The organism is Micromonospora sp. ATCC 39149, assembly GCF_000158815.1.
Taxonomy (GTDB): domain Bacteria; phylum Actinomycetota; class Actinomycetes; order Mycobacteriales; family Micromonosporaceae; genus Micromonospora.
Map to the genome: position 1 here is coordinate 4,941,483 of NZ_GG657738.1, position 14,180 is coordinate 4,955,662.

Below are 14,180 nucleotides of genomic sequence, written 5' to 3' on the forward strand. Positions count from 1 at the left end.
CTCGCCGCCCGGATCGCGGTGGCGTTCGGCGGGTTCGGCTTCGCGGCGATCGGCGTGGCGGTGCTGGCGGACTGGCGACGCCGCCCCGGCGCGGCGATCTGCCTGTTGGGCACCGGGGCCACCCAGTTCGGCCTGCTCGCGCTGATCGTGCTGCTGGCCTACGACGCGCCGGAACCGGCGGCGCTGGCCACCGTGCCGGCGCTGGTGACCGGCGCGCTGCTCACCGCCGCCGGGGTCCGGCGGGTGGCCGGTGGCGACCCGGAACGGGCGGGGGGCCCGGCGCCGGTCTGGCCCCGGGTCAGCGCGCCGGCGGGCATCGCCACCGTGGCCGCCGGCGTGCACCTCGTCACGTACGGGCCGTTCACCCCGGGCATGATCCTGCTCGGGCTGGCGGTGATTCCCCCGCTGGTCGTCCGGGAGCTGATCTCCGCCACCGACAACCGCCGGTACGCCGGCCGTCTCGCCGCCCAGGAGGCGTACTTCCGTGCCCTGGTCTCCGGCGGCAACGATCTGATTCTGCTGCTGGACGGCACGCTGCGGGTGCGCTGGCAGTCCCCGGCGGCGGCCCGGCTGTTCGCGCTCACCGACGCGGACGTGCTCGGCCGGTACTTCGCCGACCTGCTGCACCCGGACGACGCGCCGCAGGCCGCGCAGCTGCTCGACGAGGTGCTCGCCGGTGCCCGGCCGACGCTGCTGCCGGCGCGGATGCGCGACGGGCACGGGGTTTGGCGGGAGACCGAGTCCACGGTGAGCGACCAGCGCGGCGTGCCCGAGGTCCACGCGCTCGTGCTGCACGTGCGCGACGTCGGCGAGCGCCGCCGGTTGGAACGCGCGGTGCAACAGCTCGCCGCGACCGACCAGCTCACCGGGCTGGCCAACCGGCGGGAGCTGCTGTGCGAGCTGCGCGCCCGGCGGGGCGGGTCGGGGGCGCTGCTGGTGGTCGACCTGCACGGCCTGGGCGCGATCAACGACGGTCGCGGGCACGCGTTCGGCGACGTGGTCGTGGTCGAGGTGGCCCGTCGGCTGCGGGCGGCGGCCGGCGCGGAGGACCTGGTGGCCCGACTGGTGGGGGACGAGTTCGCGGTGCTCACCGACGCGGGACCGGTGCTCGCGTACGCGCTGGGCACCCGGCTGCTGGCGGCGCTGTCGCAGCCGTATCGGGTGGCGGGCCCAGACGAGGTCCGGCTGCAGGCGAGTATCGGCCTGGCCGAGGTCTCCGGGGCGGGGCCGGACGACGTGCTGCGTCAGGCGGACCTGGCCCGCCGCCGGGCGACCCAGCTCGGGCGGGACCGGATCGAGTGGTACGACGCGTACCTGGAGGAGCAGTTGGTGCGCCGGCTCGACCTGGAGCGGGAGCTGCCCGGCGCGGCGGCCCGGGGCGAGCTGGACCTGGTCTACCAGCCGGTGCTGGGGCTGGCCGACGGGTTGCCGGTGGGCACGGAGGCGCTGCTGCGCTGGCGCAGCCCGGTGCTGGGCACCGTGTTGCCGGCGGAGCTGCTGCCGGTCGCGGAGGATCTGGACCTCGTCGGCGAGGTGGGCCGCTGGGTGCTGGACCGGGCGTGCCGCCAACTCGCCGACTGGTCGGCCGGAAACCGGCGGCTGTGGATGTCGGTGAACGTCACCCCCCGGGAGCTGGTCGCCTCGGACTTCCTCCAGCGCACGGCGGCGGTGCTGGCCACGTACGGGATAGCGGCGGACCGGCTGGTGATCGAGGTGGCCGAGCCGCGCGTCGGCCCGGAGCTGCCCGCGCTGGTGGCCCGGCTCGCCGGGCTGCGCTCGCTCGGCGTCCGCACGGCGCTGGACGGGTTCCGCGCCGCGCACGCCTCGCTGGCCCAGCTCCGTCGGCTCCCGATCGACCTGTTGAAGCTGGCCCCGCAGCGGGCGGACGCGGCCGAGGCGGGGCCGTCGCCGCTGACCAGCGTGGTGGTCAGCCTCGGTGACCGGCTCGGCCTGGAGATCGTCGCCGCGGAGCTGGAGACACCGGCACAGACGGACGCGGCGTCGCGGGCCGGCTGCCGGTACGGGCAGGGCTACGCGTTGGCCCGCCCGGCGACCGCCGAGCGGGTGGAGGCCTACTTCGAGGAGTTCCCGTCCACGTCCCGGTGACCGCTCAGTCGGTTCACCCGATCCCGGTTCACCCGACCCCGGCCCGGCGCGCCCCGGTTCGTCCGACCCGGGTTCGTCCTGCCCCGGCCCGGCCGATCCCGGATCACCGCACCTGGGGTGGCGCGGTGCTGCCCCGGGGGGTGAGGCGCGCCGTCTCGCCCTGCACGCCGCTGACCGGCTCGCACTCGATCACCTTGAGCAGCTGCCGGGCGGCGTGTGCGCCGTAGGCCGGGATGTCCCGGCCGAGCGCCGTCAGCGGCGGGTGGACGAGCTGGCACAGGGGCGAGTCGTCCCAGGCGACGATGGACAGGTCGCCGGGGACCGACAGGCCCATCTCCTGGGCCACGGACAGGCCCGCCACCGCCATCACGTCGTTGTCGTAGATGACGGCGGTGGGGCGGTGCGGGGAGCTGAGCAGCCGCCGGGTGGCCCGCGCCCCCTCCTCACCGGTGTAGTCCGACCAGACGGTGACCGACTCGTCGAGCCCGAGTCGCCCGCACACCTCGGCGAAGGCGTCGTTGCGGACCTCGGTGTGCAGCAGCGAGGGCAGGCCGCCGACCCGGGCGATCCGGCGGTGGCCCAGGGCCACCAGATACTCCACCGTCTCGATCAGCGCCGCGGCGTCGTCGGACCAGACGTGGGCCAGCGTTCCGGTGTGCCCGGGGCCGCCGATCACCACCGCCGGCAGCTGCAGCTCCTCCAGCGCCCGCACCCGCCGGTCGTCGGTGCGCAGGTCGCAGACGAAGACCCCGTCGACCCGGCGCTCGGCCCACCAGCGGCGGTAGACCGCGATCTCCGCGTCGTGGTCGGCCACCACCTGCAGGGTCAGCGCGTATGAGCGGGCCGACAGCTCGGCCTCGACGCCGCTGATCAGCTCCATGAAGAACGGCTCGATGCCGAGTATCCGGGCCGGCCGGCACAGGGCCAGCCCCACGGCGTTGGCGCTGGCGCCGGAGAGCGCCCGGGCGGCGCTGCTCGGACTGAACCCGATCTCCGCGGCGATGGCCAGGATGCGCTGGCGGGTCGCCTCGGAGACGCCGGGCTGCCCGTTCAGCGCGTACGAGACTGCGCCCTTGGAGACCCCGGCCCGCCGCGCGACGTCGGCGATGGTCGGCCGCTTCACCGGCGAGTTCCTCCACTTGCTCGGCCCGCTCGGGCGGCGGGTGCCCTTGCTCGGCCCGCCCTGCGGCGGGTGCCACGGTGCCGGGGTGGCCGGCGGCCCTCACGCTACTGCAAGCGGGCCGGCCGGTGATCGAGGTCGCGAACCTTCCGCCCGCGCCGGATGGACGGGTGCTTGCCCGGTTAAGCCTATGGTTCACGGCCTGGCGTCGGGTTTCCGGCCCCGGTTTCGCACCTGCGCCAAAGAGCGACTCACCACGCACGATCGCGCCTTCCGGAGCGGGAACGTTACGGAACGGCCACGCCGTCAACCGCCCGTTGACACTGGTGAAGCCAGTCCGTACGGTGGCGACACTTATCCGGTTCAGTCAACGTCTCTCGATGTCGGGAGCGGTCGCCAGATCGTCCGCGGAATCATGGAAGGCGCGTGAAGTCGTGACCCGGCAACCGTTGCACGAGGGGTGGCTGCTGCGGGCCGTTCCCGGCCCGCAGGTGCCGCCGGAGGTGGACGGCCGGCCGATCCCGGCGACCGTGCCCGGTTGCGTGCACACCGACCTGCTCGCCGCCGGCCTCATCCCGGACCCGTACCTCGACGACAACGAGACGGTGCTGGCCTGGATCGGGCGCACCGACTGGGTGTACGAGACGGTCTTCGACGCCCCGAGCGGCGACGCCGACCGGGTCGACCTGGTCTGCTCCGGCCTCGACACGGTCGCCACGGTCGCCGTCAACGGTGTCGAGGTCGGCCGGGCCGAGAACATGCACCGCGGCCACCGGTTCGACGTGGCGGCGGCGCTGCGGCCGGGGGCGAACGGGCTGACCGTCCGGTTCGACTCGCCGTACCGCTACGCGCAGGCGCACCGGGACCGGCTCGGCGACCGACCCAACGCGTATCCGGAGCCGTTCAACTTCATCCGCAAGACGGCCTGCAACTTCGGCTGGGACTGGGGGCCGACCCTCGTCACCGCCGGCATCTGGCAGGACATCGGCCTGCACGCCTGGTCCACGGCCCGGCTCGCCACGGTCCGGCCGCTGGTCACCGTCGCCGATGGCGTCGGCCGGGTCGAGGTGCGCGTCGAGGTCGAGCGGGTCACCGACGAGCCGGTCACCGTCCACGCGACGGTGGCCGGGGCCGCCGCCGAGGCGGTCGTGGCGACCGGGGAGCGCACGGCCGCGCTGACCGTCGAGGTCCACGACCCCGCGCTGTGGTGGCCCCGGGGGTACGGGGAGCAGCCGCTGCACCCCCTCGCGGTGACCCTGCGCGCCGCCGACGGCCGGGAGTTGGACGCCTGGTCCCGCCGCGTCGGCTTCCGCACCGTGCGCCTGGACACCGGCGCCGACGAGCACGGCTCCGCGTTCACCCTGGTCGTCAACGACGTGCCGGTCTTCGTCCGGGGGGCGAACTGGATCCCCGACGACGTCTTCGGCAACCGGGTCACCCGGGCACGGCTGGCCGGACGCTTCGAGCAGGCCGTCGGGGCGAACATCAACCTGCTGCGCGTCTGGGGCGGCGGCCGGTACGAGTCGGAGGACTTCTACGACCTCGCCGACTCCCTCGGGCTGCTGGTCCAGCAGGACTTCCTGTTCGCCTGCGCGGCGTACCCGGAGGAGGAGCCGTTCCGCTCCGAGGTCGAGGCCGAGGCGCGGGAGCAGGTGACCCGGCTGGCCGCCCACCCGTCGCTGGTGCTGTGGACCGGCAACAACGAGAACATCTGGGGCTGGCACGACTGGGACTGGCAGCATCGGCTCGCCGGCCGTACCTGGGGCCGGGGCTACTACCTGGACCTGCTGCCCCGCGTCGTCGCCGAGCTGGACCCGACCCGCCCGTACTGGCCGGGGAGCCCGTGGTCGGGAGGCGAGGACATCCACCCGAACGACCCGGCGCACGGCACCATGCACATCTGGGACGTGTGGAACACCGACGACTACACCAGGTACCGCGAGTACGTGCCCCGGTTCGTCGCCGAGTTCGGCTATCAGGGCCCCCCGGCGTACGCGACGCTGCGCCGGGCGATCTCCGACGATCCGCTCGCGCCCGACTCGCCCGGGATGGCCCACCACCAGAAGGCGATCGACGGCGACGCGAAGCTGCGGCGGGGCCTGGACGCCCACCTGCCCCCGCCGGCCGACTTCGCCGACTGGCACTACTTCACGCAGCTCAACCAGGCGCGGGCCATCCAGCTCGGGGTGGAGCACTTCCGCTCGTACCGGCCGGTCTGCATGGGCACCATCGTCTGGCAGCTCAACGACTGCTGGCCGGTCACCTCCTGGGCGGCCGTCGACGGCGACGGCCGGCGCAAGCCGCTGTGGTACGCGCTGCGCCGCGCGTACGCCGACCGGCTGCTCACCGTCCAGCCCCGCGACGGCGGGCTGGCGCTGGTGGCGGTCAACGAGACCGGGGAGCCGTGGCAGGCCCCCGCCACCGTCACCCGGCTCACGGCGGCCGGCGAGCCGAGGGCGAAGTCGGCGTACGACCTCGACGTGCCCGCGTACGGGACGGTGGAGCTGGCGCTGCCGGCGGACCTGGCCCGGCCGGAGCAGGCCCGGCGCGAGCTGCTGGTCGCCAAGGCGGGCGACGACGCCGGGCGGGCGTTCTGGTTCTTCGCCGAGGACCGCGACGCCGACTGGCCGGCGGCACGGTTCGACGCGACGGTCGAGCAGGTCGACGGCGGGCAGCGGGTCCGGGTCACCGCCCGCACGATCCTGCGCGACCTGACTCTCTTCCCGGACCGGCTCGACCCGGCCGCCGAGGTCGATGAGGCCCTGGTCACCCTGCTGCCGGGGGAGTCGGCGACGTTCACGGTCCGGGCCCCGCGCCCGCTCGACCCGGCCGCCCTCACCACCCGCCCCGTCCTGCGCACGGTGAACTGATGCAAGGAGGGGCCCCTTGTTAACGCTTTCGGTATAGGAAGGGACCCCTCCAAACACCCCGGCACCCGGCTCAGCCGCTCGGCGGGTCGTCCTGTGAGGAGATGGCGGTGGAGATGAGGCTGGGCGCGACGGGCTGCACCGGCGCGATCTCCTCGGGGGAACGCAGCCGAGGTGGCGCGGGCAGCCACGGCTTCAGGTTCTGGATGATCTGCTCGTAGAACTCGTCGACGGCGTTCAGCACCGAGTCGATGAACGCGCCGCGACCGCTGCCCCGCTTCGTGCCGGCGGCCGTGGATTGGGCGACCCGGAAGGCGCGCAGCTCACGCGCCGGGTCACTGATCAACGTGGTCGGCTCGGCGCGCACCTGACGCAGCAGGTCCGTCGCGCCGCCGCCGCGTGCGTGCATGGCGAAGGCCTCGATGCGTACGTTGTCCGGCGCGTCCCTGAGCTGGCGGACCAGCCAGTTGACCCGCGTCGTCGGGCGGCCGGTGCGGGGCGCGTCCACGTCGACGTGGCAGATGACCTGCCCCGCCCGCAGGTCGGCGGTCACCTGGAGCGAGCCGACGGAGCCAGGGATCCTGATGCTGCCGGTCAGGGTTCCCGTCGAGACGAGTTGGTTGACCAGCCACTGGGTGCGCGCGGCCGGGTCGGCGAGGTCGCGGCGGCTCAGCGCGGGGGTGACCTCCGTGCCGAGTCGCCTGCCGAGGCGCAGGCAGACGTACCGGATCAGGGCGTCGAACCGGCCGGCGACCTGCGCCGCGCCACCGTCGCCGGCGCGCAGGGTGCCGGCCGAGACGGCCTCGCGGACCTGGACCCAGGCGGGGCCCATGTCGCTGAACTCCAGGGCTCCCGAGCGGGGGTGCTCCAGGTATCTGATCAGCTCGCCGAGCACCCACGCCTGGTCCGGGTCCGCCACGCCCCGGTACTCCTTCTGCAACACGGCCTGCGTCAGGACCTCGGTCCAGGGCAGGTGGTGCAGCGCGACCTTGCGCAGCTTGCGCCGGTCGACCGTGGTCGGGTGCTGCCCAGGGACCGGGGCGATCTCGTTGGAGATCGTGAGGAGAGCGTCGAACCCCTGCTCCCGGGCGATGTCGAGGTACGCCTCCACCTGCTCGGTCCGCAGGGCGTTGCTGCCGGTCTTCACCTCCACCAGCGCCGTCCACTGCCGCTGCCCCCGCGTCACGCGGATGAGGCCGTCGGGGAACAGTTGCTGGTCGCCGAGCTTGAACGGAACCTCGATGAAGGTCTGTACCGTGCCGGCCGGCGCGCCGACGGACTGCGTCAGGGCGCGACCGAACTCACGTACGGCGCTCATCACGGCCAGCAGGGCGGATGTGGCCCGCCGTTCCTGCTCGTCGGCCCCGTTGATGCCCGAGGTGGGGATCAGGCGGGCGGCGAGCCAGGTCTCCTCAGACATGCGGAAACTCCTCGTCATGGCGGTGATACGAGAAGTTAACCCGTCAACCGTTCGGAAACCGGCGGCATCACCGGGGCGAACGAGTCGATTGAGTTGGCCGGTAGGGACCACGGGCGGGCGGCGGGTGTCCTCTTGCGCGCCGATCGGCTGGACCTGGCGGTCGGTGTCCGGAACGTGACTGCGCAGAATGGCCCCAGGGGGCACAGCCGACGATGAGTCGAAGGTTTCTGCAAGCGCCGAAGTCTTCACGTACGCGTCGTCGGAGGGGGAGCCGCCAGGTGCCGTGCCCCTGTACCAGGCGGCCAAGCTGGCGGCGGCCGTCGCCCGGCCCGTGGGCCGCCGCGATCAGGCGCAGAGTGGCGAACTCGTGTACGTGACGCCGCCGTAGACCACCTCGCCGACCGCGCAGATCACCGAGTTGTCGCCGTGGAGCTGGTCGCCGTAGTACTGGGCCCCGGTGCCGCCGTACCACGGGGTCGACTTGCGCGGGCTCTCCCGGTAGGCGGTGACCCTGACGCTGTTCGGGGTCACCCGGTTGTTGATCCGGCCCCAGTTGGTGCCGCACGCGGCGCTGTAGCGCAGCTCCACCACGGCCAGCGTGGTCGCGCCCTTCATGATGTACGCCGGCTGGCTGGTGGCGTTGCGGGCGTCGGCCGAGCAGCCGGTGTTGATCGGGTCGGTGCCGTCGCAGCCGCTGGTGGGGCAGGCGGCGCTCGCCGGGCTCGCCACGAGCAGGCTGGCGGCGACCAGCGTGCCGGCGGCCACGACGGCCAACGCCCGGCGGGCGGCTTTCGGCGTACGGGATGCGTTGGTCATTTCTCCTCCACTGTGGATGGCCGATTTCCGGCTGGGAAATCGACTTCCATCTCTACCTTCCGTTGCCGGTCGTCTCTACGCTGTGTGGCGCTGGACAATCAATGCCGGCGCTGGTCAATCAATGCGAGGAGTCACATGGCCCGGGCGGAGCGCCCCCTGGACCCTGACGCCGACCCGGTGCAGGCGTTCGCCGCCGAGCTGCGCAGGCTGCGCGAGCAGGCCGGCCGGCCGACCTACCAGGCGTTGGCCCGCCGGGCGCACCGGTCGTCGAGTTCGTTGTCGGAGGCGGCCGGCGGCCGGAAACTGCCCACCCTGGACACCACCCTCGCGTACGTCCGGGCGCTCGGCGGCGACGAGGCGGCCTGGGCCAGCCGTTGGCGGCAGGTCGCCGCGACCGCTTTCGAAGCGACGGGCGGTTCGAGTGCCGCCGACGAGGAGGCCGGGCCGCCCACCGAACTGCCGCGGTCTCCGGCACAGGCTGATCGGTCCCGCCGCCGGCTGCTGCTTCCCGCCGCCGTGGCGGGACTGCTGCTGGTGCTCGTCGTCGGGTTGGCATCGATCGGCTGGCGCTACACGGACCGTCCGCCGGGCCCGTCCTCCCCACCGGCCGGGGTGGCGGTCCCGACGTCCGTGGAACCCGCTCCGGTCGTCGAGGTGCGCGACGGGGCGGACCCGAAGGACGCCGGCTGCGCCGCGGATCCCGCCGTGGCGACCGTCGACAGCGCCGCGGTGCTGGTCGACGAGCGGGTGATCGGCATGGTCGAGCTGCGCTACTCGCCCGCCTGCGGGGCGAGCTGGCCCCGGTTCATGCCGGCCCCGGCGGGCACCCCGACCCTGCCCCGGCCGGCCCGGGTGGTACTCACCGTCACCGACGGCGACACCCCGGCCCGCAGCCGGGACTTCACCATCGACTACGCCGGCATCTCGGCGTACGGCAACCTGCTGACCAGCACCCGGAGCTGTGTCTGGGCCGAGGTCCGGATCACCGGCGAGGGGTGGGCGTCGCCACCGGCGCGCACGGGCTGCTACCGGGGCGCCACCCAGGTCCGCCCCATCCCCTGATCAACTTCATGTCGGTCAGGTGGTGGCATCCCGCGCCTAGCACAGCGCCACATCACTGACATGGAGTTGGATGATCGCCACGGGGCCGGGACGGGCCGGGCGTCCGTGCGGCCGAGGCAGCACAGCGAGCGGGGTGGAGACGTCATGAACGGGAACGACAAGAGCGGTCCAGCAACGGTCGCCGAGCTTGCCGAGCAGCTTCGGCGGTTCGCCGACGAGCGGGACTGGCAGCGGTTCCACACGCCGAAGAACCTGGCGATGGCGCTGGCAGGCGAGGTCGGCGAGTTGCTGGCCGAGTTGCAGTGGCTGACACCCGACGAGTCGGTGCGCCTGATGGCCGACGCGGAGCTGAGTGGCCGGATACGGGCCGAAATCGGTGACATCATGATCTATCTGACCCGGCTGGCGGATTTGCTCGGGATCGATTTGCTCTCGGCGGCGGACGACAAGCTGGCGGAGGCGGCCCGGCGGTACCCGGCGGACGCGGTGCGGGGGTCGGCTGCCAAGGCAGCTCGCGCGTAGCCCGGATTCGATCGTCTGGGTAGGGTTCCGGGACGATAAGGCGGTCCGCGCGACGGGCCTGCCCGAAACTCCATGCTGCCCGGAGGCGCTCCCCATGTCGGCGTACCGTTCGTCTGCTGCTGGTCTGCTGCGCCTCGCCGCCGACGACACAATGGTCGAGGTCCTGGCCGAGCGGCTCAGGAGCAGTGGCCACGGGGTGGCTCCGGCCGAGAAGCGGGCCTGGGCGCGCAGTCTGCCGGTGCTGGCCCAGGACCTCGTCGACGCCGGCCTCGGCCAGGTCGAGGTGCTGGTGGAGTACCAGCTCCCGCTGACCAGCCGTCGCGTCGACGCGGTGCTGGCGGGGTCCGACCCGCGCACCGGGGACGACTCGTACCTCGTGGTGGAGCTGAAGCAGTGGAGCTACGCCACGGCCTACGAGGACTCCGACACGCTGGTGGCCGTCGAACACGTCCGTGGGCCACGGCTGCACCCCGGGGTCCAGGTCGCCGACTACTGCCGCTATCTTACCGACTTCCTCGGCGTCCTCGGGCGGGCGCCGCAGCGCCTGCACGGGGCGGCGTACCTGCACAACGCCGTGGACCGGAACGTGGTCGACCTGCTCGACCGGCCGGCCACCGAGCAGAGCCGCATCTTCACCGGTCAGCGCCGGGGCCGGTGGCTCGACCACCTGCGCAGCCGGTTCGCCGCCGCCTCGGGGGCGGCGGCCGCGGACCGCTTCCTGGCCAGCACCGTACGCCCCAGCCGGCACCTGCTGGCGTACGCGGCGGCGGAGCTGAAGGAACGCTCCAACTTCACCCTCCTCGACGAGCAGCACGTGGCGTACGAGCTCGTGATGCACGCGGTCGAGCGGGCCCGGACGGCGAACCGGAAGCGGGCCGTGGTGGTGGCCGGCGGGCCGGGCAGCGGCAAGAGTGTGATCGCCCTGTCGGTCCTCGGCGAGCTGGCCCGGCAGGACCGGTCGGTGCTGCACGCCACCGGGTCCCGGTCGTTCACCCAGACCCTGCGCCGCTATGCGGGGCGCGGATCCACCCGCCTGCAGAGCCTGTTCAAGTATTTCAACAGCTTCATGGACGCCGGCGCCAACGACATCGAGGTGCTCATCTGCGACGAGGCGCACCGGGTGCGCGAGACGTCGGTGAACCGCTACACGACGAAGGCCCGCCGTGACGGGGCCCGCCCGCAGTTGGAGGAACTCGTCTCCGTCGCCCGGGTGCCGGTCTTCCTCCTCGACGAGCACCAGGTGGTCAAGCCCGGTGAGCTGGGCAACGTCGAGGTCATCTCGGCGTTCGCGGAGAAGCTGGGGCTGGAGGTCGACGTCGTCTCGCTGCACGACCAGTTCCGCTGCGGTGGCAGCGAGGCGTACGAGCAGTGGGTCCTGGACCTGCTCGGCCTCGACGGAGGCGACCCGACGGTGTGGTCCGGCGACGGCCGGTTCGACGTGCGGGTCGTCGACTCGCCGCAGGAGTTGGAGCAGTGGCTCGCCGACCGGCAGGCGGGCGGCGGCACGGCCAGGATGTCGGCCGGTTACTGCTGGTCGTGGAGTGACCCGAGGCCGGACGGCACGCTGGTGCCGGACGTGACGGTCGAGGGCTGGGCCCGGCCGTGGAACGTCAAGAGCGACCGCAGCGTCGGCGACGCGCCAGGGAGCGCGTACTGGGCCACCGATCCGAACGGCTTCGGGCAGGTGGGCTGCGTCTACACCGCGCAGGGCTTCGAGTACGACTGGTCGGGCATCATCATCGGCCCGGACCTGGTGGCCCGGGGCGGTCGGCTGGTGACCCGGCGGGAGGAGTCGAGGGATCCGGCGTTCCGCAGCCGAAAGACGGTCAGCGACGAAGAGGCGGACCGGCTCATCCGCAACACGTACAAGGTGCTGCTCACCCGGGGGATGCGGGGGACGGTGCTCTACGCGACGGACCCGGAGACCCGCGAGTACCTGCGCGCCCTGGTGCAGGTCGAGCACCCGCCGGAGGTCCGTTTCAGGCGGGATGCCGGGTAGCGGCAGCCGCAGGGTGTCGCTAGGGTGACGGTCGGTTGAGCGGATCGACGGGCTTCCCGTGAGGGACACGCCTCCACCGCACGAGATTCTCGTGCCCGGGGGGCCTGTCAGTGTCGGTGTACCAGACCACCCCCGCCCGGATCCTGGAGTTGGCTGAAGCCGGGCGGCTGGTCGACGAGGTCTCCGCACACCTGGTCGCCACCGGATACTCGGTGGCCGAGCCCGAGCGGAGGTCGTGGCGCAGCAGCCTGCCGGCACTGGCCCGGCATCTCTGCGAGATGGGGTTCGGTGACCTCGACGCCCTAGTGGAATACCAACTCCCCCGCAGCAGCCACCGGGTCGACGTCATCCTGGCCGGCGCCGAACCGCTGAGCATGCGCCCGGCGTACCTGGTCGTCGAACTGAAGCAGTGGAGCACGGCGGAGCGGTACGACGACGCCGGTTACCTGCTGCGGGCACCGTGGACGCCGAAACCGCTGCTGCACCCGTCGGCGCAGGTCGAGGCGTACTGCGACTATCTGGTGGACCACCTCGAGCGGCTGCGGGAATGGCCGGAGGCGGTGCACGGCATGGCGTACCTGCACAACGCCACCGCCGACAGCATCCCCGATCGGCCGCAGCCACGGACCTTTCGCAACATGCTCTACACGCCGGACCGCGCCGACCGCTTCCCCGGCTACCTCGCCGCGAGGTTCTCCCCGGTCCGGGACGGGCGCGCGGCGCACCGGCTGCTGCACAGCCCGGTGCGGCAGAGCAGCCGCCTGCTGGAGACCGCGGCGGACGAGGTGGGCAGCCGCACGCACTTCGTCCTGCTCGACGAGCAGCGTGAGGCGTACGAACTGGTCAGGCGGGCGGTCCGGTGGGCCGACGCGGGCCGGTGCAAGCGGGTCGTGGTGGTTTCCGGCGGGCCCGGCACCGGCAAGAGCGCCATCGCGCTCGACCTCTTCGTCGACCTGCTACGGGAGGGAAGGCGGGTCAACCACGCCACCGGTTCGAAGGCGTTCACCCGGACCCTGCAGCTCTATGCCCGCCAGCGGCCCCTGCATCCGGCACGTCGGTCGGACCGCCTGTTCAAGTACTTCATGAACTTTGCCGACACACGCAAGGACGGCCTCGACGTGCTGATCTGCGACGAGTCGCACCGCATCCGGGAACGCACGACACGCGGGGATTGGCGCTCCTCCCGCCCCCAGGTGCAGGAGCTGATCGACGCGGCGAAGGTGCCCGTCTTCCTCCTCGACGACCACCAGACCGTGCGACCGGACGAGGTGGGCAGCGTCGACGTGATCACGGAGGCGGCCGAACGCCTGGGCTTCGAGGTGGACCTGGTCACCTTGGGCGCCCAGTTCCGGTGTGGAGGCAGCCCGCGCTACGAGCGGTGGGTGCGCTGCCTGCTGGGGTTGGAGAACGCGGATCCCCATCGGTGGACCGGCGACGAGAACTTTCGGCTGGACCTGGTCGACTCGCCCGAGGAGATGGAGTCGATCCTCCGACGCCTCGACGGTCAGGGCGAGACGGCCAGGATCTCGGCGGGGTTCTGCTGGCCGTGGACGCTGCAGTCCCGCAACGGGAGGCTGGCACCCGACGTACGCATCGGCGGGTGGGCCCGCCCGTGGAACGCCTTCGAGGAGCATCCGCCGCCCGGCATCCCGTCGAGTTCCTTCTGGGCGACGGATCCCGGCGGCTTCGGGCAGGTCGGCTGCATCTACACCGCCCAGGGCTTCGAATACCACTGGTCAGGGGTGATTATGGGCCCCGACCTGGTGGTACGTGGCGGACGGTTCGTCACCCGGCCCGGTGAGTTGCGCGATCCCAAGCTGGTTTCCCGGGACGGAAGAGTCCGGGCGAAGAATCCCGACCGGTTGATCCGCAACACGTACAAGGTGCTGCTCACCAGGGGTCTGTACGGCACTTTTCTCTACTCGGTCGATCCGGAGACGCAGGTGTTCCTGTCCCGGCTGATTCCGGCGTCGGGTCGCCGTGGTCCCGTGGTGGCGCCCGGCGTGCGGCGGACCGGTTCGGGCCGGGCCGGGGGAGCCGACGCCCAGCCGCAGCGGATTGTCGGATTCCCGACCGAAAACTGGGGATGACGTCGCGGGGAAGCCGAATTCGCAGGTGAGGCACCCAATCGACCCGGTCAATGTCACTTCCCGACGTCCGGTCCGCTTGTCCTGACCCCTGGCCTATGGGCAGTAATGGCAGGGGAAGGTACCGTCCACCGGACTGCAGGACGGTCTGGTTGTTCGGGAGTGGCAATGGTCGCGCGGG

At 72.6% G+C, this 14,180-nt stretch carries 9 protein-coding genes; 6 read left to right on the forward strand and 3 right to left on the reverse strand.

Going from position 1 to position 14,180, the window contains the following annotated elements; translation table 11 throughout:
• Positions 1-2,106, forward strand: a 2,106-nt coding sequence (locus MCAG_RS21615) for a bifunctional diguanylate cyclase/phosphodiesterase (protein ID WP_157548591.1), incomplete at its 5' end; no start/stop codon positions are given.
• A 103-nt stretch (positions 2,107-2,209) separates the two neighbouring features.
• On the opposite strand, the gene MCAG_RS21620 is transcribed toward MCAG_RS21615, so the two are convergent.
• Positions 2,210-3,229 (reverse strand): LacI family DNA-binding transcriptional regulator, encoded by a 1,020-nt coding sequence (locus MCAG_RS21620; protein ID WP_007075111.1) that lies wholly within the window; start codon positions 3,227-3,229, stop codon positions 2,210-2,212.
• Positions 3,230-3,606: 377 nt separating this feature from the next.
• Between MCAG_RS21620 and MCAG_RS21625 the strand changes: the two genes are divergently transcribed.
• Entirely contained in the window at positions 3,607-6,096 is a 2,490-nt protein-coding gene (locus tag MCAG_RS21625) for a glycoside hydrolase family 2 protein (protein ID WP_007075112.1), read from the forward strand.
• Between the two features lie 70 nt (positions 6,097-6,166).
• Here the strand turns inward: MCAG_RS21625 and MCAG_RS21630 are convergent, their stop codons facing one another.
• Positions 6,167-7,513: a hypothetical protein gene (locus MCAG_RS21630; protein WP_036374619.1), complete on the reverse strand. Its 1,347-nt coding sequence runs from the start codon at positions 7,511-7,513 to the stop codon at positions 6,167-6,169.
• Between the two features lie 345 nt (positions 7,514-7,858).
• Positions 7,859-8,329, reverse strand: coding sequence for a DUF2690 domain-containing protein (locus MCAG_RS29825; RefSeq protein ID WP_050778033.1), 471 nt, complete (start codon positions 8,327-8,329; stop codon positions 7,859-7,861).
• Between the two features lie 135 nt (positions 8,330-8,464).
• Here MCAG_RS29825 and MCAG_RS29830 point away from each other — a divergent pair, with 135 nt between their 5' ends.
• The 4 genes from MCAG_RS29830 to MCAG_RS21655 all read left to right on the forward strand — a co-directional run bounded on the left by MCAG_RS29830 (position 8,465) and on the right by MCAG_RS21655 (position 14,002).
• Positions 8,465-9,391: an XRE family transcriptional regulator gene (locus MCAG_RS29830; protein WP_050778034.1), complete on the forward strand. Its 927-nt coding sequence runs from the start codon at positions 8,465-8,467 to the stop codon at positions 9,389-9,391.
• A gap of 144 nt (positions 9,392-9,535) precedes the next feature.
• Positions 9,536-9,913: a nucleotide pyrophosphohydrolase gene (locus tag MCAG_RS21645; protein WP_007075115.1), complete on the forward strand. Its 378-nt coding sequence runs from the start codon at positions 9,536-9,538 to the stop codon at positions 9,911-9,913.
• A gap of 94 nt (positions 9,914-10,007) precedes the next feature.
• Positions 10,008-11,912, forward strand: a complete 1,905-nt coding sequence (locus MCAG_RS21650; protein WP_036374622.1) for a DUF2075 domain-containing protein — start codon at positions 10,008-10,010, stop codon at positions 11,910-11,912.
• A 110-nt stretch (positions 11,913-12,022) separates the two neighbouring features.
• Positions 12,023-14,002: a DNA/RNA helicase domain-containing protein gene (locus MCAG_RS21655; RefSeq protein WP_007075117.1), complete on the forward strand. Its 1,980-nt coding sequence runs from the start codon at positions 12,023-12,025 to the stop codon at positions 14,000-14,002.
• Positions 14,003-14,180 lie beyond the last annotated feature (178 nt).